The organism is Mesorhizobium sp. M8A.F.Ca.ET.202.01.1.1, from assembly GCF_004791595.1.
Taxonomy (GTDB): domain Bacteria; phylum Pseudomonadota; class Alphaproteobacteria; order Rhizobiales; family Rhizobiaceae; genus Mesorhizobium.
The window spans coordinates 125,676-141,650 of record NZ_SRUN01000007.1 but is presented as its reverse complement, the minus strand read 5'-3'; the positions used below and the strand labels follow the sequence as shown (position 1 = coordinate 141,650).

Here is a 15,975-nt window from a genome sequence, read left to right as displayed (position 1 = left end):
TTCGATGGTTGCTGAAGGCCGCCAGCGCATCGACAAATGGCTGTTCTTTTCGCGTGCGGTGAAATCGCGCTCGCTGGCGGCTAAATTGGTGGTCGCCGGCCGCGTGCGCATCAATCGCGACAAAGCAGCGCAGGCATCCGATCTGGTCAAGCCGGGCGACGTGCTGACCATCACGCTCGACCGGCGTATCTTCGTCTGGAAGGTGCTCGGCGCCGGAGTGCGGCGCGGCCCGGCCGAGGAAGCCCGCACTCTTTATGAAGACATGTCGCCGCCGCCCGCACCCAAGGCTGACGCCCTTCCCGATGCCATCCCGGCGTTGCGGGAGGCAGGCAGCGGCCGCCCGACCAAAAAAGAGCGCCGCCAGACCGACCGATTGCTCGACGAAGATTGAGCCGTTCGACCGACCGCGGAGGGGCGTTTCCCGAGGGCAACGACAAACAAAAAGCAGAACCGGGAGCGGCAAACAGGACGGCCGGTGGGGCATGCCGGGCCTTCGCGGCGCCGCCCACTTGGAATTCCATTCCCAAACCCTGATGCCCCTGGGAACGGCCACCCTTGCAAGCAGCCGATAAAGGCGTTACCTCACAAAAAAAGCCAACAAAAACGGGACATCCCGGAGCCGACCGATGACCTATGTCGTGACCGACAACTGCATCAAATGCAAATATATGGACTGCATCGAGGTCTGTCCGGTCGACTGTTTCTACGAAGGCGAGAACATGCTCGTCATCCATCCCGACGAGTGCATCGACTGCGGCGTCTGCGAACCGGAATGCCCGGCCGACGCGATCAAGCCCGACACCGAGTCCGGCCTCGACAAATGGCTGCAGATCAACACCGAATATGCCGAGAAATGGCCGAACATCACCGCCAAGAAGGAGCCGCCGGCCGACGCCAAGAGCTTCGACGGTGAGGCCGGCAAGTTCGAGAAATACTTCTCCGCCGAGCCCGGCGAAGGCGATTGACAACACCGCCGTAAAGGCTTGTATGACGTAGCGTAACAAGCACGTCGGATTAACCGCCTTGACAGGCGGCGATTGGTTGTGGCCTTCGCTTACGCAGCAAAACCTTGATTCTTCCGACTTTTTGTGTTACATCAGCGAAACATGCCGGTGACACAACGTCGATTTATGGCGCAGACGCCCCAAATCACTGAAAGGTGAAAATCCCATTCCGGACCAGAGCGATCTGGGCCAGGCGGTCGCAATTCGTGCGGTTTGCCGGTCCCGGCTTTTTCCGGTGGGTTCATCTGTTGTGCGGCTAATGATCGGTGACCCCGATCACGTGAGTTCAGCCGGCACCGCCGCCGGCCCACAACAAGGAGTTCAGGGCGTAATGGCAACGATCACCCCGCAGAAGAAGTCCACGGCCGCGCGTCACGGTTTCAAGACCGGCGAGTACATCGTCTATCCGGCGCATGGCGTCGGCCAGATCGTCTCGATCGATGAGCAGGAAGTGGCTGGCCACAAGCTGGAACTGTTCGTCATCGACTTCCAGAAGGACAAGATGCGGCTCAAGGTGCCGGTCGCCAAGGCGACCTCCATCGGCATGCGCAAGCTGTCGGAAGAGGATTATGTCGAGCGCGCGCTGAAGGTCGTGCAGGGTCGCGCCCGCGTCAAGCGCACCATGTGGTCGCGCCGTGCCCAGGAATATGATGCCAAGATCAATTCGGGCGACTTGATCTCGATCTCGGAAGTCGTGCGCGACCTCTACCGCGCCGACAACCAGCCGGAGCAGTCCTATTCCGAACGCCAGCTCTATGAAGCGGCGCTCGACCGCATGGCCCGCGAGATCGCGGCTGTCAACCGCATGTCGGAAACCGAAGCCGTGCGCCTGATCGAGGTCAATCTCAACAAGGGCCCCAAGCGTGGCGCCAAGGCCGACAATGAGGAAGCCGAGCAGGAAGAGGCTGCCTGAGCTTTTCGCTTTCGAGTTAACGAAAAACCCGGCCTCGTGCCGGGTTTTTTGTCTTTAAGATTGCCGGAGATTGCCGCGTCTATACGCCGGCCTCCTTCTCCGCCGCCTCCTGCTTCAGCGTGGCGATGAACCGCTTTGTCCTTTCGCGCTCCGGATTGCCGAATAGCGTGGCGGATGGCCCCTGCTCGACAATGACGCCGGCATCGAGGAACACCGCTTCCTGGGCGATCTTGGAAGCCAGGCGCAAATCATGCGTCGCTATCACCATGGTCGTTCCCTCGCTGGCGAGCTGACTAAGCACATCGACCACCTCCTGCGCCAATTCCGGGTCGAGTGCCGAAGTCGGTTCGTCGCACAGCAGCACCTTGGGCGACGGCGCCAGCGCCCGGGCGATCGCCACGCGCTGTTGCTGGCCACCCGACAGCGTCGCCGGCCAGGCATCCGCCTTGTGGGCCATGCCGACCTTCTCCAGCAGCGCGAGCGCCCGTTCATGTGCCCTCTGGGGCGACCATTTGAGCACCGTGACCAAACCTTCCATGACATTTTCGATGGCGGTGCGATGCGGAAACAGCTGGAAATTCTGGAACACCATGCCGGTCTGCAGGCGCAGACGCCTTATGTCCGCCGCCGGCACCTTTCCGCCCGGGCGGAACTCGAGCATCTCGTCGCCGATCCGCACCGTGCCCGAGGTCGGGATCTCCAGGAGGTTGATGCAGCGCAGCAGCGTGCTTTTTCCCCCACCCGAAGGACCGACAAGGGCTGTGACGCTGCCCTCGGCGATGGCAACCGTCACCCCTTTCAGCACGAGATTTTCGCCGAAGCGTTTTTCGATGTTGGTGAGGCCGATCATGAGCGTGCCTCCAGGAAGCCGCCATAGCGGTTGAGCCGCTCCTCCAGCCGCGTCTGCAAGGCCGACAGCACCGAACTCATCGCCAGATAGAGGATCGCAGCCTCGACATAGAGGATGAGCGGCTCATAGGTGGTGGCAACGATACGCTGCGCTGCCTGGAACATCTCCGGCACGGTGATGGCGGCGGCCAGCGACGTGTCCTTGACCAGCGAGATGAAAGTGTTGGAGAGCGGCGGCACCGCCACCCGGCCGGCTTGCGGCAGGATGGTGCGCCGCATCGCCTGGCTCCAGGTCATGCCGATCGAGTAGCCGGCCTCCCACTGGCCTTTCGGCACCGAGCCTATCGCCGCGCGGATGATTTCCGACGTGTAGGCGCCGATGTTGAGGGTGAAGCCGATCAGCGCCGCGGTAAAGGCATCGAGCAGGATGCCGACCGAAGGCAGGCCGTAGAAGATCAGGAACAGCTGCACCAGCAGCGGCGTGCCGCGGAAGATCCAGACATAGAAGCGCACGAGCGCCACCAGCGGCTTCGGGCCGAACAGCCGGCCGAGCGCCGCGCCCAACCCCACCGTCAGGCCGAGCACGAAGGACAGCAGCGTCAGCGGCACGGTGAAGATCAACGCTGCCCACAGCAGCGAGGGCAGCGACTCCAGCATCAGTTGCAGCCAGTGCGGCACGAAAAATCCTCCGGAATGGACAAGCGGCGCCATCGAAGCGCGAATGCGTCAGCCATATCACGACAAAAGCGGCGAGCCGTCAAAAACGGCTCGCCGCTGGATGGGCCGCGGGGCGACGACCGGCCCCGCTTTATGAATTACTTCGACACGTCCTGGCCGAAATAGGTGTCGGCGATCTTCTGATAAGTACCGTCGGCCTTGATGTCGGCCAGCGCCTTGTTGATGGCCGCGACCAGCTCCGGATCGCCCTTGCGCACGATGACGCCGGAATAATCGGCATTCTCTTCCTGGGCGGCGATCTTCACATTGGCGTCGGGCTTGTGCTTCTTGAAGTCGAGGAACGACAGGCTGTCATTGATGGTGGCGTCGGCGCGGCCGGTCAAAAGCAGCTGGATCGACTGGTCGAAGCCGTCGGTGCCGACCAGTTCGGCGCCATTCGACTCGGCCAGCTTGCCGAAATTGGAGGTCAGCGACTGCGCCGACTTCTTGCCCTTGAGATCGGCGAAGGTCTTGATGTCGGTGTTGTCGCCGCGCACGATCAGCACCGCCTTGGAGGCGATGTAGGGATCGGAGAAATCGTACTTGGCCTTGCGGGCATCGGTGATGCCGACTTCGTTGATGACGGCGTCGTAGCGCTTGACATCGAGGCCGGCGATCAGGCCGTCCCACTTGCCCTCGAGGAACTGCGCCTTGACGCCAAGCTTGTCGGCGATCGCCTTGGCGATTTCGACGTCGAAGCCGACCAGCGCTCCGGATGCATCATGATAGGTAAAAGGCGCGTAAGTGCCTTCCGTACCGACCTTGATGACGCCGGCCTGCTTGATCTGGTCGAGATTGGCGCCGGCATGGCCCGATGCGACCGCCAGGGCCTGCAGCGTTCCGGCGATGATGAGTGACTTGAGCCATTTCATTTTTCTGTGATCCCGTCCTTGGCCTGATGTCAGGCATGTTGTGAGGGCTGGAAAATGACAGATGCGGGTCGAAAAAATAAGGAATGAAATTTCAAAGAGGGCCAATTCCAGAAATCGAATACTCTAAAAGGAATTTCTCTGCAGCATTCAGAGTTCCGGGCAGCCGTGCCGAAATTGCCCGGATCTCATCGCTCGCCTGCCCGCGCCAGCGGAACCTTTCCCGCGCACGGCAGTTTTGGCTGTTCTAGGGCATGACGCCGTCATTTCAAGCCGGTGCCTGTCATCCGCATCGCCTGAGCCAGGGAGCGCCTTATGATGGAAGACACGGCAGGTCGGGTCATGGTCCGCGCGGCAATGAGGGCGCCCTACCTCGAGCGCGACGAGGAGCATCGGCTTGCATTGCTCTGGAAAGAAGACAACGACCAGAACGCATTGCACAGCATCACCGTGGCCCATATGCGGCTGGTCATTTCCATGGCCTCGAAATTCCGTCACTACGGCCTGCCGCTTGGCGACCTGATCCAGGAAGGTCATGTCGGCCTGCTCGAGGCCGCGGCCCGCTTCGAGCCTGAGCGCGAGGTACGGTTTTCGACCTACGCGACGTGGTGGATTCGCGCTTCGATGCAGGATTACATCCTGCGCAACTGGTCGATCGTGCGCGGCGGCACCAGTTCGGCGCAAAAGGCCCTGTTCTTCAATCTCAGGCGCCTGCGTGCGCGCCTCGCGAACGGCGCCGAACCGCTCTCCAACACAACCCTCTACCGCGAGGTGTCGGTTGCGCTTGGTGTCTCCGAGGCCGATGTGGCGTTGATGGATTCACGCCTCTCGGCACCGGACTCCTCGCTCAACGTGCCGCTTGCCGATGATGCGGGTGCGACCGAGCGGATGGATTTCCTGGTCTCGGACGATCCCCTGCCCGACGAGATTGTCGGCGACAAGATCGACGTCGCGCGCCGCTCGCTTTGGCTGAGGGAGGCGCTTCAAGCTCTCAACGCCCGCGAACTCCGCATCATCGAGGAACGCCGGCTGACCGACGAGGGCGCCACGCTCGAGGCACTCGGCGAGACGCTCGGCATTTCCAAGGAACGCGTCCGCCAGATCGAGGCCCGCGCGATGGAAAAGCTCAAGGTCGCGCTGGTGAAGCAGAATCCCGAATTCATGGCGACCGCCGCCTGATTCGCGCAATGGGCGCTACTTGTCGGTGACGATCTTGACCTTGTCGCCGGCCGAAACCGCGGCCCCCGGCGACAACGCGTTGAGCACGCGGAACAGGTCGAGCTTGCGGTCGACGCCCACCATCTGCGCGGCAAGCGAGCCCATGGTCTGTCCCGGCTGTACCGTAAGCACACGGATATGCAGTGGCTTCAGGGCCGCCTTTTCGGCGGGACTGAGAATGCGGAAGGAGCCGCTGACCGAGCGCGCCACCGTTTCCAGCGAGGTGCTGGCCGAGGGCGCCGCGGTCAGCAATCGGTAAACCTGGCCGCCGGCGCGGATCACCGCGATATCGAACTGCCAGCCTTCGGCGCCGGCATGCGCGGTCGCCGCCTCATTGCCGTTGATGGTTTCCTGCTTGACAGTGCTGTCGTCGAGGCCAGCCACCCAGCCGCTTCTGATATAGTCGGTCAAGGCGCGGTTCTTGTCGATCGAAACGCCGTCGAAGCGGATTGCTATGTCGCCAGGACCGGTCGCCGTCACCGCTGCCGCCGAATTGTCGATGATGAAACCGTCCGGCACCGTGAACGACACGCCGAGGCCCGGATGCAGGAAGGTCTCGCCGCGCACATAGCCTTCTTCCGGCGTGTCGCCGTAGAGTAGGCCGTCTATGCCGGCGAGGAAGGAATCACGGTCGCGCGTGCCGAAGCCTGGCGCGCCGAACTGGCGGGCGTGGCGCTGTGCCAGATCGATGCGCTGCGGCGTGTTGGGGTGCGTCGCAAGGAAGTCGAGGCTGGCGTCCGTGGCGCCGCTGATCGAGCGGAAATCGGTGTAGGCCGACATCGACTGCAGGAAGCGGCCGGCGGCATAGGGATCGTAGCCGGCTTCGCCGATCGACTTGATGCCGATGGCGTCCGCCTCCAGTTCCTGGTTGCGCGAGAACTGCGCCAGCCTGAGCTTGCCGCGGATCAGTGCTGCCTTGGCGGTCGGGCTGTCGCCGAGCACATCCGAGACGACCTTGGTCGCCAGGCCCTCCTCGGCCTCCAACTGCTGGCGCTGCAGGCCATGATTGGCGGTGACGTGTCCCATTTCATGCGCGATGACAGCGGCGAGCTCGGACGAATCATTGGCCAGCGCCAGGAGGCCGCGCGTTATGTAGAGATAGCCGCCCGGCAGTGCGAAGGCGTTGACGTTGGGCGAATTGAGGATGGTGATGCGATAGGTCTGGGTCGGGTTGGCCGACACCACGGTCAAATTGCCGACCACCTTGGCGACCATGCGCTCGAGCTTGGGATCGGAATATTCGCCACCATAGGTCGCCAGGATGCGCGGATGCTGCGCCTTGGCGAGTTCGGCAAGCTTGTTGTTGGCGGCGACATTGTCCACCGTGATCGGCTTGTCGGATGGCTGGAAGCCGGATTCCTGGACCTCCGGAGGCGTGAACATCTGGCAGCTCGCCAGCGCCACGGCAAAGCCAGCCAGCGCCAAGAAGCGCGCCAGCGGGTTCATTCGTAGCCTGTCAACGCCGATCGCCAGAATGGCTTCCTTTCAGGTCCTTGCGCATGATCATGCAATGCGCAAAACAAACTGCTACAGCGTCCGTCACGCGCCCCTCGGGCCGGGCAGCAGATGCTGTAGGCAAATCACGGCCAGTGCCGGACCGGTATCGAGCGGACCTAGCCACACTACTCCAGTCATGGCAAGCAAGCGCCACATCGCCTCGGGCCGGTTTGAGCGTAAATTATGTCCGCTTCCGGGCAATATCTCGTGATAAGGCATCCCCGGCACCCGCACCGATATAGCGCCGGAACGCCTCCGGACCAGCCCCGGCAAAGAAATCGTCCGCCGTGCCTGTGGCGGCGACGGCGCCATTGTCCAGAAACACCACCTTCTGGCCGATGCGGCGGGCATCCTGCGGCTGGTGCGTGACGAACAGCACCGTCATGCCACGCTCGGCATGAAGGCCAGCAACCAGGTCGAGCATGTCGTCGCGCAAGGCGGGCCCAAGCGAGGCGAAGGGTTCGTCGAGCAGCAGCACCGGGCGGTCACGCACCAGCACGCGAGCCAGGGCGACGCGCTGGCGCTCACCGCCCGAAAGTTCGCGCGGCAGCCGCTTCTCCTTGCCGGCAAGACCGGTGCGCGCAAGGGCGCCCGCGATATCGGCGTGGTCGGTATCGGTCAGCCGCAACGATGGCGAACGGCCGAGCCCGACATTCTGCTCGACGGAAAGATGCGCGAAAAGATTGTTCTCCTGAAACACCATCGACACCGGACGCACGGCCGGCGGCTCACCACGGACATCGCCCCCGCCGATCAGCACGCGGCCGGATCTCGGCATCTCGAATCCGGCCACCAGATTGAGCAGCGTCGACTTTCCCGAACCGCTTGGCCCCATGATGGCAGTGATTTGCGTCGCGGTGAACTCGACATCGAAAGCGAACAATGCCTCGCCATAACTGAACGAGACCTTGTCCAGCCGTACCGGAACCCCTTTGCCGTCAGCCGCACCGTCAGACATCGCGGGCCATCCCCTTTCCCAGCCGGTCCGCTGCCAGCACCAGTACCAGGCAGACAAGGCCCAGCAACAACGCCAGGCCGGCGGCGTCCTGGGTGCGGTAGCTGCCCATGCGCGCCAGGAGAAGGTAGGGCAAGGTCTGTACGGAATCACTGCCGAACAGGGCGATGACGCCGAGATCGCCAAGCGACAGCGCCATGGCGAAGGCGAAGGCGGTGGCGAGCGGCCGCCGCAGCGACGGCCAGTCGACCAGCTTCAGCCTTGCCCAGCCGGAAATGCCGAGCTGTGCGCAGAGCCGTTCGTGGCGCTCGATTGCCGCATCATAGGCGGGGCGGATGGCGCGCAGCGCGAAAGGCATCGCCATGACAGCGTTGACGGTGACGACCATGAGCGGGGCGATGGCAAAGACGTCGCCGACGTGGCGCAACAGAAGGAACCAACCGGCGCCGACGACGATCGGCGGCACGACCAGCACAAAGCCGGCGCCGGTATCGGTGGCGTGTTCGAGCAGTGTCATTGGGCCGGAGCGGCGGTTCGATGCCAGCGCCCGCCGCGCCATTGTCAATGCCAACGAGAGCATCACCGAAAGCAGCGCCGAAAGGAAGCCGAGCACGGCGCTGGTGAGTGTCGCCTGCCGGACAGCGGTCTCGCCGGCCAGCCGGTCGAGATCGGCGCTCAATCCGGCGATCACGGTCGCCGCCATCGGTCCCGCGACGACCAGCAGCGCCAATCCGATGAGCAAGGCATTCAGTGTGGCTTCGGTGCCGTTGACGGAGAGATAGCGGCGCGGCGCGACCGGCAGGTTGGTGTCGCCGACGACATTGGCGCCGAGCCGCGTCAGCGCCAGCACCACGATGAAGGTCAAGGCGATCTGCAGCAATGTCAGCGCGACAGCCCTCGCGGGATCGAAATCGAAGCGCAAGGCCTGATAGATGCCGACTTCGAGCGTCGTCGCGGCCGGCCCGCCGCCAAGCGTCAGCACGATGGTGAAGGATGTGATGCAGAGCATGAAGACGAGCCCGGCGACGCCGGGCATGGCGGCGCGCAGTGTTGGCCATTCGATCAACCGGAACGCCGGCCGCGCCGCCATGCCGAGCTGGCTCGCCAGCCGCCACTGGTCGGAGGGGATGGTCTGCAGCGCCTCGAGGAACAGGCGGGTGGCCAGCGGCAGGTTGAAGAAGACATGGGCGACGAGAATGCCGGAGAGGCCGTAGATGCCCGGCCAGCCCTGGCCGCCAACCCAGTTGAACAGGCCGGCGAAATAGCCGGCACGGCCATAAAGCGCCAGAATGCCGAGCGCCGCGACGATCGCCGGCAGCGCCAACGGCACGGCGAAGAGCTGCAGAATGAAGGCGCGGCCGAAGAACCGTGGATGCCGCGACAGCGCCCGCGCCACGAACAGGGCCGGCCCGACGGAGAGCAGCGTTGACAGGGCCGCCTGCCAGAGTGTGAAGCGCACGACGCGCAACAGATAAGGGTCGAAGGCCACCCAGGCGCCGGAGAGATCGTGTGCGCCTTCGACAAGCAGCCCGGCAAACGCGCCGCCGATCAAGAGCGCGATCGCCGCCAGCGCTACGCTGCCGGCGGTAATGCGGGGATCAGACGCGGGTTGCACGAAAGGCCTTTAACGTGCGTCGCGTTCCTTCGCGCCCCCCTCTGTCCTGCCGGACATCTCCCCCACGAGGGGGGAGATTAGCAGCTCCGGCGCCCAGCTCATTCCTGCAATGTTGGCGATTGGCGAAATCGCCGATGACAGCCAATCTCCCCCCAAGCGGGGGAGATGTCCGGCAGGACAGAGGGGGGCGCCGTAAAGCATTCATCTTCGGATCATACAGCCAACTACTTGCTCATCACCGCCAGCCATTCATCCACCCAGGTCTTGCGGTTGGCCGCGACCTCCTCCGGACTGAACAGCAGGGTCTTGGTCGGCTTGACCAGTTTGTCGAAGGCCGGGTTGAGCGGCTTGTCGGTCTTGCCGGCCGGGAACATCCAGTTGGTCTCGGGGATGGCGTCCTGGAATTTCGGTCCGGTCATGAAGGCCATGAATTTTTCCGCCAGCGGGTTCTTGGCTCCGGTCGTGGTGATGCCGGCGACCTCGATCTGCAGATACTCGCCCTCTTCGAAAGACGCCGCCTGGTAACGCTCGGTGTTCTCGGCGACCATGTGGTAGGCCGGGGAGGTGGTGTAGGAAAGCACCATCGGCGCCTCGCCCTTGGTGAACAGGCCATAGGCCTCGCTCCAGCCCGGCGTCACGGTCAGCACCTTGGTCTTGAGCTTGGCCCAGGCCTCCGGCGCCTTATCGCCATAGACCGACTTCACCCAGAGCAGCAGGCCGAGACCGGGCGTCGAGGTGCGCGGGTCCTGGATGACGATCTTGTCGTCGGCGCTGCCCTCGACCAGCTCCTTCAAGCTTTTCGGCGGCGACTTCAGCTTTTGCGTATCGTAGACGACGGCGAAATAGCCGTAGTCGAAGGGAACAAAAGTATCGTCGCTCCAGCCGCCCGGCACGTTGACATCGCTCACCGCGCCATGCGGCGCGAACAGGCCGGAGGCCTTGGCATCGGCGGTGAGATTGGTGTCGAGGCCGAGCACGATGTCGGCCTTGGTCGAAGCGCCTTCCAGCTTGACGCGGTTGAGCAGCGCCACGCCGTCGGCGACCGAGACGAACTCGACATCGCAGCCGCATTCGGCCTCGAATTCCTTCTTCACCACGGGGCCTGGACCCCAGTCGGCGGTGAAGCTCTCATAGGTGTAGACCGTGAGCTTGTCCTTGGCCAAGGCCGGCCCGGACAGCGTCACCGCCGTGGCTGCGATGAGAGAATATAAAAACGTGCGCATCGGCGCCTCCTTCGTTTGCGTTGAAAGGAATTGAGGCGTCGGACTGTCCGAAACGTCTAATCCCTCCGCCGGTACAAACCGGATCAGGTTCAGCGGGTTGGCGAGACTGCCTCTCAGCCGGCCCGCGAAATTCGCGTCCGGCACCCCGTTAGAGCGTTTCGACACATAGGCCCGGCGGGTGGGACACGCAAGTGGGAGTTTGCCGCCTTCCGTTTCCCGTGCCGGGCTGGTAAGGCGACGGGATATGAGCACATTCACCATCCTGCTTGGCGGCGATCTCCTCCGCACGCCCCGGCTCGACCGCCAGGTCGAAGGCTCGCGCGTGATCGCCGCCGACGCCGGCATCGGTCATGCGCGGATGCTGGGCCTCGTGCCGGAATTGTGGGTCGGTGATTTCGATTCGGTTCCGGCCGATCTGCCCGCCCATCTCGCCGCCGTGCCCCAGCAAACCTTCCCGACGGAAAAGGACAAGACCGACGGCGAACTGGCAATCGCGGCCGCACTGGAGCGTGGAGCGACCCGCCTTGTGCTGGCGGGCGCCTTCGGCGGCAAGCGCGCCGATCACGCCTTTCTGCATCTGGCGCTTGGCCTGCGGCTGGCCGAGGCCGGAACGGATGTGCTTTTGACCAGCGGCGCCCAGGAGGGTGTCCCCTTGCTCAACGGCAGGGCCAGCTTCGATTATGCCGACGGCACGCTATTTTCTATTCTCGGCTTTTCCGAACTCTCCGGCCTGACCGTCACCGGCGCCAAATGGCCGCTCGACAAGGTCGAGGTGGCTTTCGGATCGTCGCTGACCATTTCCAACGAGGTCAAGGGCCGCCTCGACATCGCGCTCGGCCACGGCCGCGCGCTGCTGCTTGCCCATCCCTATCCATTGCCCGAAAGCTGACATGGCCCCGCCCCTTCTCAATCTCGACGGGATAAGACTGACTTTTGGCGGCACGCCGCTGCTCGATGGCGCCGCCCTGACCGCGTCGGCCGGCGACAAGATCGCGCTGGTCGGCCGCAACGGGTCCGGCAAGTCGACGCTGCTCAAGATCGCCGCCGGCCTGATCGAACCGCAGGACGGCGAGGTGTTCCGCCAGCCTTCGGCAACGGTGCGTTACCTGCCCCAGATGCCCGACATGGACGGCTTTGCCAATGTGCGGGCCTATGTCGAGGCCGGACTCGGCCCGGCCGACGATCCCTACCGCGCCAGCTATCTGATGGAGCATCTCGGCCTGTCAGGCGAGGAGCGGCCGGCAGACCTGTCCGGCGGCGAGGCCAGGCGCGCCGCCCTTGCCCGCGTCATGGCGCCGGAGCCCGACATCCTGCTTCTTGATGAGCCGACTAACCATCTTGATCTGTCGGTGATCGAATGGCTGGAAGAGGAACTCGTCCGGACTTCCTCGGCGCTCATCGTGATCTCGCACGACCGCCGCTTCCTCGAGCGTGTGTCGCGTGCCACCGTCTGGCTCGACCGTGGCCAGACCCGCCGGTTGGACAAGGGCTTTGGCCATTTCGAGGAATGGCGCGACCTCGTGCTGGAGGAGGAAGAGCGCGAGCAGCACAAGCTCGGCCGCCAGATCGTGCGCGAGGAGCACTGGCTGCGCTACGGCGTGACGGCACGGCGCAAGCGCAACATGCGACGTCTCGGCGAACTGCAGACCATGCGCCAGCGCTTTCGCGGCCATCGCGGCGCCGAGGGCACCGCGACAATGGTGGCCAGCGACGCGGCCGAATCCGGCAAGCTGGTGATCGAGGCGAAAAACATAGAGAAGAGCTTTGGCGACCTCACCGTCGTCAAGGGGTTCTCGACCCGCATCCAGCGCGGTGACCGCGTCGGCCTCGTCGGACCGAACGGCGCCGGCAAGACGACGCTTCTGAAGATGCTGACCGGCGAATTGGCGCCGGACGCTGGTTCGATACGGCTCGGCACGAATCTGGAGATCGCCACGCTCGACCAGAAGCGCGAGGCGGTCGACCCGCAGGAGACGCTGGCGCAATATCTCACCGACGGGCGCGGCGAGAACCTGGTCATCAATGGCGAGCAGCGCCATGTCGTCTCCTACATGAAGGATTTTCTGTTCAAGCCGGAGCAGGCGCGCACGCCGGTGCGCGAGCTGTCCGGCGGCGAGCGGGCGCGGCTGATCCTGGCGCGCGTGCTGGCGCGCCCGGCGAACCTGCTGGTACTTGATGAGCCGACCAACGATCTCGACATGGAGACGCTGGAACTGCTGCAGGAACTGGTCGCCGGGTTCGCCGGCACCGTCATCCTGGTCAGCCACGATCGCGATTTCCTCGACCGCACCGTCACCAGCGTCATCGCGCCGGACGGTGGTGGCCGCTGGATTGAATATGCCGGCGGCTATTCCGACATGCTGGCGCAGCGCGGCGGCACCCGGCTCGACGACCGCAAGGCGCGCGCCAAGGCCGACGCCGGCGACGCGCCGACCACCAAGGCAGAACCTGCCGTAGCAAAAGGGCCGGCCAAAAAACTGTCGTTCAAGCAGAAGTTCGCGCTGGACTCCTTGCCCAAGAAGATCGAGGCCGTGACAGCGTCGATCTCGCGGCTGGAAAACAACATCTCCGACCCGGCCTATTACGAGCGCGACCCGGCCTCGTTCCAGAAGACCATCGCCGCCCTCGACAAGGAGCGCGCCACCTTGGCCGCATTGGAAGAGGAATGGCTGGAACTGGAGATGCTGCGGGAAGAGATGGAAGGGTAGGTTCCGCCCGCGATCGGGGCAGCTTGATTTTATTGCCTTCCATATCGGAATGCGCATATATTATGCGCATGTCGCGGAGGCCCACCATGCGTAAGATTGCCTTGAATGCGGTCCGTCAGCCAGCAAATCTGTCGATCGACTCAAATCTCATGCGGGAAGCCAAAGGGCTTGATGTGAATGTCTCGCGCGCCGCGGAGGCCGGCATCGCGGAAGCGGTGGCGGCCGAAAAAACGCGGCTATGGAAGCTAGAGAACCGCGCCACGATGGAGTCGTGGAACGACTACATCGAGAAACATGGCGTCCCGTTGGAAGAGTACCGGCAGTTCTGATGCCCCGCTATGATGTCTTCGCCGGTCGCGTCGAAGGCAACTATTTGCTCGACGTTCAATCCGATCTGCTCGACAATTTCAGGACGCGGGTAGTCGTCCCCCTTCTGCCGTTCGCAACGGTGCCGCCGCCGATGCGAAAGCTTCATCCGATCTTCGACATCAACGGCCGGAAGCTGGTTATGGCGACACACCTGATTGCTACCGTTCCGGCAAGCGAATTGGGTGAAAGTCGGCTGAACTTGACGAAACATCACGACGAGATCGTCGCCGCGCTCGACATGCTGTTCCAGGGTTTCTGATCGAAGGCCGCCGTTACGCCGTCTGCTCAGCCCGCCGTTTTCGCTTGCCAGGCCTTGATCGCCTCGTCGAACACCTTCTCGCCGGGAATGCCCTTTTCCATGGTCAGCAATGCCCGCCGTCCGGTCTTGTAGACGACCGGTACGTCGATCCAGTCCTGGCCGCGCAGCAAGGTCATGTTGGCGTCTTCATCGGCCTTGGTGTCGTTGAGCGCGACCAGGAAGAAGCCGTCGGCGATCTTGGCCGGGATGCCGATCAGCGGGCTGCCGGCATCCTGTTCCGAGCTCTTCATGGCGACGCGCAATATGTTGTCGACGCCGCCGCCCTCGAAGCCGTCGGGCGTCAGGAAGATCATCTCGATGATATGGCTCGCCGGCAGGGTCTGGTCGGTGTTGCGGCGGATGGTCATGCGCAACTGGATGTCCTTGCCGGGAATGGTCGCCTCGGCACGGATCGCAGGCTCTGGCGGCAGGTCGCCGCCGGGCGATTCCTGCACCAGCGACCAGACGATGCTGCCGGGCTCGGCCGAACCCTGCGCGGTGCTGGTGCGCTCCTCGTAGAAGATCGCCTTCTGGCCGACCGGAACCGAGCTTTGCGCCGCAGCCGCGGCCGGAGCCGCCGGAGCGGCGCCCGCCGGCGCGGGCGGCGGCGTGGCGGCGGCACCGGCCGGCGCCGCGGGCGCGGTTCCGTTGGCGGGTGGTGTCGTGGGCGGGGTGCCCGCCGCAGGCGTGGTGGCGGCAGGCGCGCCTGCCGCGGGCGTGGCGGCAGCGGGCGTATTGGCAGCCGGTGCGGGAACCGCCGGCGCGGCCGTGGCCGGCGCATTCGTCGCCGTTGGCGGCGTCGTCAGCGCGGCGACGGATTCACCCTCGCCTATGCCGCTTTGTCCACCGCCCGGGCCGGGATCGGTTTCGCCGCCTTCAGGCGTCAGCCGCTGCGTGAATTTCGTGCCTTCGGCACCGGTCGCGGGCGCCGGTGGCGTGGCCGCGGCATCGGTCGCCGGCTTGGCCGGCGCCGTTTTCACCGGTTCGGTCTTGGCAACAACCTTGCTGCCGCCCAGGCCCAGCATCTTGCCGAAGGCATCCTTGTTCAGCCAGATGCCGTAACCGCCGCCGGCAACGACCAGCAACGCGACGACGGCGGCGATCAGTCCGCCATAGCCGCGCCTGCGTTCAGCTGGGCGCAAACGCTCGAAAGTGTCGGCGCCCGCCGGCGCTTCGTCATTGGCAAAGACATCGTCCTGGTCGTCGTCCCGATCCGCGTCCATTCCCGGCAAGGTCTTCTCCGAAAAGTCCGGAGCGGGCTGGACCGGCGTCGACCTTTGCCAGGCTGGCTCGACCTTGACCGCTGGAGCAGGCCGGTTGGGTTCGGGGTTCGCCACGGGCTGCGCCGGCTTGTACGGCTCCGGGCTGGCCGCGACAGGCGCCTGCCGATACGGGGACGGAGCGGGAATCGATTCGGCCTTGGCCGGCTGCTTGACGTGGCTCGACTGGTTCTTGTTGCGGTCGATGGAGGAAAAGATGTGCTCCAGTTCCGCGAGCGGGTCCGTCTCCGGCACACTCTTGACGTAGTCCCGCTCGACGCCGGCAATGGCGTCGTCCAGCGAGCGTTTCTGCTTGTCTATGGCCTCGGGAGCCAGCGGCGGCGAATATTCCGCAAGCTTCTTCGCCAGCATGGCGCGAACGCTGTTATAGATGCGCGCACGCTTCTCGGGCGTCTCGTCGCCGTGCTTCTCGAACGCGTTTTTCAGAACAGCAACGAAATCTGCCATGCTTCAGTCGACC

16 protein-coding genes and 1 riboswitch are annotated in these 15,975 nt (G+C 64.2%); of the genes, 8 read left to right on the top strand and 8 right to left on the bottom strand.

Translation table 11 applies throughout. The features are described from left to right. Positions 1-4 precede the first annotated feature (4 nt). From EN845_RS17070 to EN845_RS17060, 3 genes are all read left to right on the top strand, one after another. On the top strand, positions 5-391 hold the full coding sequence (locus EN845_RS17070; protein ID WP_127279399.1) for an RNA-binding S4 domain-containing protein: 387 nt from the start codon (positions 5-7) through the stop codon (positions 389-391). Positions 392-626: 235 nt separating this feature from the next. Next, a complete protein-coding gene (fdxA, locus tag EN845_RS17065; RefSeq protein WP_095089463.1) occupies positions 627-965 on the top strand; it encodes a ferredoxin FdxA in 339 nt (112 codons plus the stop codon). A gap of 370 nt (positions 966-1,335) precedes the next feature. Beyond that, positions 1,336-1,917, top strand: a complete 582-nt coding sequence (locus tag EN845_RS17060) for a CarD family transcriptional regulator (protein WP_006327799.1) — start codon at positions 1,336-1,338, stop codon at positions 1,915-1,917. Positions 1,918-1,996: 79 nt separating this feature from the next. Here EN845_RS17060 and EN845_RS17055 read toward each other — a convergent pair whose 3' ends face one another. The 3 genes from EN845_RS17055 to EN845_RS17045 form a co-directional block, all read right to left on the bottom strand. Continuing rightward, a complete protein-coding gene (locus tag EN845_RS17055; RefSeq protein ID WP_127279398.1) occupies positions 1,997-2,767 on the bottom strand; it encodes an amino acid ABC transporter ATP-binding protein in 771 nt (256 codons plus the stop codon). Further along, positions 2,764-3,444 carry an amino acid ABC transporter permease gene (locus tag EN845_RS17050; RefSeq protein ID WP_127279397.1) on the bottom strand — a complete coding sequence of 227 codons (681 nt, stop codon included), beginning with the start codon at positions 3,442-3,444 and terminating at the stop codon, positions 2,764-2,766. Before EN845_RS17050 ends, EN845_RS17055 begins: the two co-directional genes overlap by 4 nt. A gap of 137 nt (positions 3,445-3,581) precedes the next feature. Further along, positions 3,582-4,355 carry an amino acid ABC transporter substrate-binding protein gene (locus EN845_RS17045; RefSeq protein ID WP_127279396.1) on the bottom strand — a complete coding sequence of 258 codons (774 nt, stop codon included), beginning with the start codon at positions 4,353-4,355 and terminating at the stop codon, positions 3,582-3,584. 312 nt (positions 4,356-4,667) lie between these two features. On the opposite strand from EN845_RS17045, the gene EN845_RS17040 reads away from it, so the two are divergent. After that, entirely contained in the window at positions 4,668-5,531 is an 864-nt protein-coding gene (locus EN845_RS17040; protein WP_127279395.1) for an RNA polymerase factor sigma-32, read from the top strand. Positions 5,532-5,546: 15 nt separating this feature from the next. On the opposite strand, the gene EN845_RS17035 is transcribed toward EN845_RS17040, so the two are convergent. The 4 genes from EN845_RS17035 to thiB form a co-directional block, all read right to left on the bottom strand. Then, a complete protein-coding gene (locus EN845_RS17035; RefSeq protein ID WP_023784820.1) occupies positions 5,547-7,016 on the bottom strand; it encodes a M48 family metalloprotease in 1,470 nt (489 codons plus the stop codon). 232 nt (positions 7,017-7,248) lie between these two features. Then, positions 7,249-8,025 (bottom strand): thiamine ABC transporter ATP-binding protein, encoded by a 777-nt coding sequence (gene thiQ / locus EN845_RS17030; protein WP_127872115.1) that lies wholly within the window; start codon positions 8,023-8,025, stop codon positions 7,249-7,251. Beyond that, entirely contained in the window at positions 8,018-9,637 is a 1,620-nt protein-coding gene (gene thiP, locus EN845_RS17025) for a thiamine/thiamine pyrophosphate ABC transporter permease (protein WP_127872116.1), read from the bottom strand. Before thiP ends, thiQ begins: the two co-directional genes overlap by 8 nt. A 224-nt stretch (positions 9,638-9,861) precedes the next feature. After that, the gene (gene thiB, locus EN845_RS17015; RefSeq protein ID WP_127279532.1) at positions 9,862-10,860 is read right to left on the bottom strand and encodes a thiamine ABC transporter substrate binding subunit; all 999 of its coding nucleotides are present in this window, start codon (positions 10,858-10,860) and stop codon (positions 9,862-9,864) included. A 43-nt stretch (positions 10,861-10,903) separates the two neighbouring features. Further along, a riboswitch (TPP riboswitch) is annotated at positions 10,904-11,018 on the bottom strand. Between the two features lie 86 nt (positions 11,019-11,104). On the opposite strand from thiB, the gene EN845_RS17010 reads away from it, so the two are divergent. The 4 genes from EN845_RS17010 (at position 11,105) to EN845_RS16995 (ending at position 14,196) form a co-directional block, all read left to right on the top strand. After that, positions 11,105-11,749 carry a thiamine diphosphokinase gene (locus EN845_RS17010; protein WP_127279533.1) on the top strand — a complete coding sequence of 215 codons (645 nt, stop codon included), beginning with the start codon at positions 11,105-11,107 and terminating at the stop codon, positions 11,747-11,749. 1 nt (position 11,750) lies between these two features. Continuing rightward, positions 11,751-13,568 carry an ABC-F family ATP-binding cassette domain-containing protein gene (locus EN845_RS17005; RefSeq protein WP_127872117.1) on the top strand — a complete coding sequence of 606 codons (1,818 nt, stop codon included), beginning with the start codon at positions 11,751-11,753 and terminating at the stop codon, positions 13,566-13,568. Positions 13,569-13,654: 86 nt separating this feature from the next. Next, positions 13,655-13,897, top strand: coding sequence for a type II toxin-antitoxin system CcdA family antitoxin (locus EN845_RS17000; protein WP_127279502.1), 243 nt, complete (start codon positions 13,655-13,657; stop codon positions 13,895-13,897). Further along, entirely contained in the window at positions 13,897-14,196 is a 300-nt protein-coding gene (locus EN845_RS16995) for a CcdB family protein (protein WP_127279501.1), read from the top strand. The genes EN845_RS17000 and EN845_RS16995 overlap by 1 nt, the downstream gene beginning before the upstream one ends. Positions 14,197-14,222: 26 nt before the next feature. Here EN845_RS16995 and EN845_RS16990 read toward each other — a convergent pair whose 3' ends face one another. Further along, entirely contained in the window at positions 14,223-15,962 is a 1,740-nt protein-coding gene (locus EN845_RS16990; RefSeq protein WP_127872118.1) for a hypothetical protein, read from the bottom strand. Between the last annotated feature and the right edge of the window lie 13 nt (positions 15,963-15,975).

What these genes read in the sequence shown, in the direction of transcription:
- EN845_RS17070 (WP_127279399.1), top strand. Translation starts at nt 5, where the DNA reads ATGGTTGCTGAAGGCCGCCAGCGCATCGACAAATGGCTGTTCTTTTCG.
- fdxA (WP_095089463.1), top strand. Translation starts at nt 627, where the DNA reads ATGACCTATGTCGTGACCGACAACTGCATCAAATGCAAATATATGGAC.
- EN845_RS17060 (WP_006327799.1), top strand. Translation starts at nt 1,336, where the DNA reads ATGGCAACGATCACCCCGCAGAAGAAGTCCACGGCCGCGCGTCACGGT.
- EN845_RS17055 (WP_127279398.1), bottom strand. Translation starts at nt 2,767, where the DNA reads ATGATCGGCCTCACCAACATCGAAAAACGCTTCGGCGAAAATCTCGTG.
- EN845_RS17045 (WP_127279396.1), bottom strand. Translation starts at nt 4,355, where the DNA reads ATGAAATGGCTCAAGTCACTCATCATCGCCGGAACGCTGCAGGCCCTG.
- EN845_RS17040 (WP_127279395.1), top strand. Translation starts at nt 4,668, where the DNA reads ATGATGGAAGACACGGCAGGTCGGGTCATGGTCCGCGCGGCAATGAGG.
- EN845_RS17035 (WP_023784820.1), bottom strand. Translation starts at nt 7,016, where the DNA reads ATGAACCCGCTGGCGCGCTTCTTGGCGCTGGCTGGCTTTGCCGTGGCG.
- thiQ (WP_127872115.1), bottom strand. Translation starts at nt 8,025, where the DNA reads ATGTCTGACGGTGCGGCTGACGGCAAAGGGGTTCCGGTACGGCTGGAC.
- thiB (WP_127279532.1), bottom strand. Translation starts at nt 10,860, where the DNA reads ATGCGCACGTTTTTATATTCTCTCATCGCAGCCACGGCGGTGACGCTG.
- EN845_RS17010 (WP_127279533.1), top strand. Translation starts at nt 11,105, where the DNA reads ATGAGCACATTCACCATCCTGCTTGGCGGCGATCTCCTCCGCACGCCC.
- EN845_RS17005 (WP_127872117.1), top strand. Translation starts at nt 11,751, where the DNA reads ATGGCCCCGCCCCTTCTCAATCTCGACGGGATAAGACTGACTTTTGGC.
- EN845_RS17000 (WP_127279502.1), top strand. Translation starts at nt 13,655, where the DNA reads ATGCGTAAGATTGCCTTGAATGCGGTCCGTCAGCCAGCAAATCTGTCG.
- EN845_RS16995 (WP_127279501.1), top strand. Translation starts at nt 13,897, where the DNA reads ATGCCCCGCTATGATGTCTTCGCCGGTCGCGTCGAAGGCAACTATTTG.
- EN845_RS16990 (WP_127872118.1), bottom strand. Translation starts at nt 15,962, where the DNA reads ATGGCAGATTTCGTTGCTGTTCTGAAAAACGCGTTCGAGAAGCACGGC.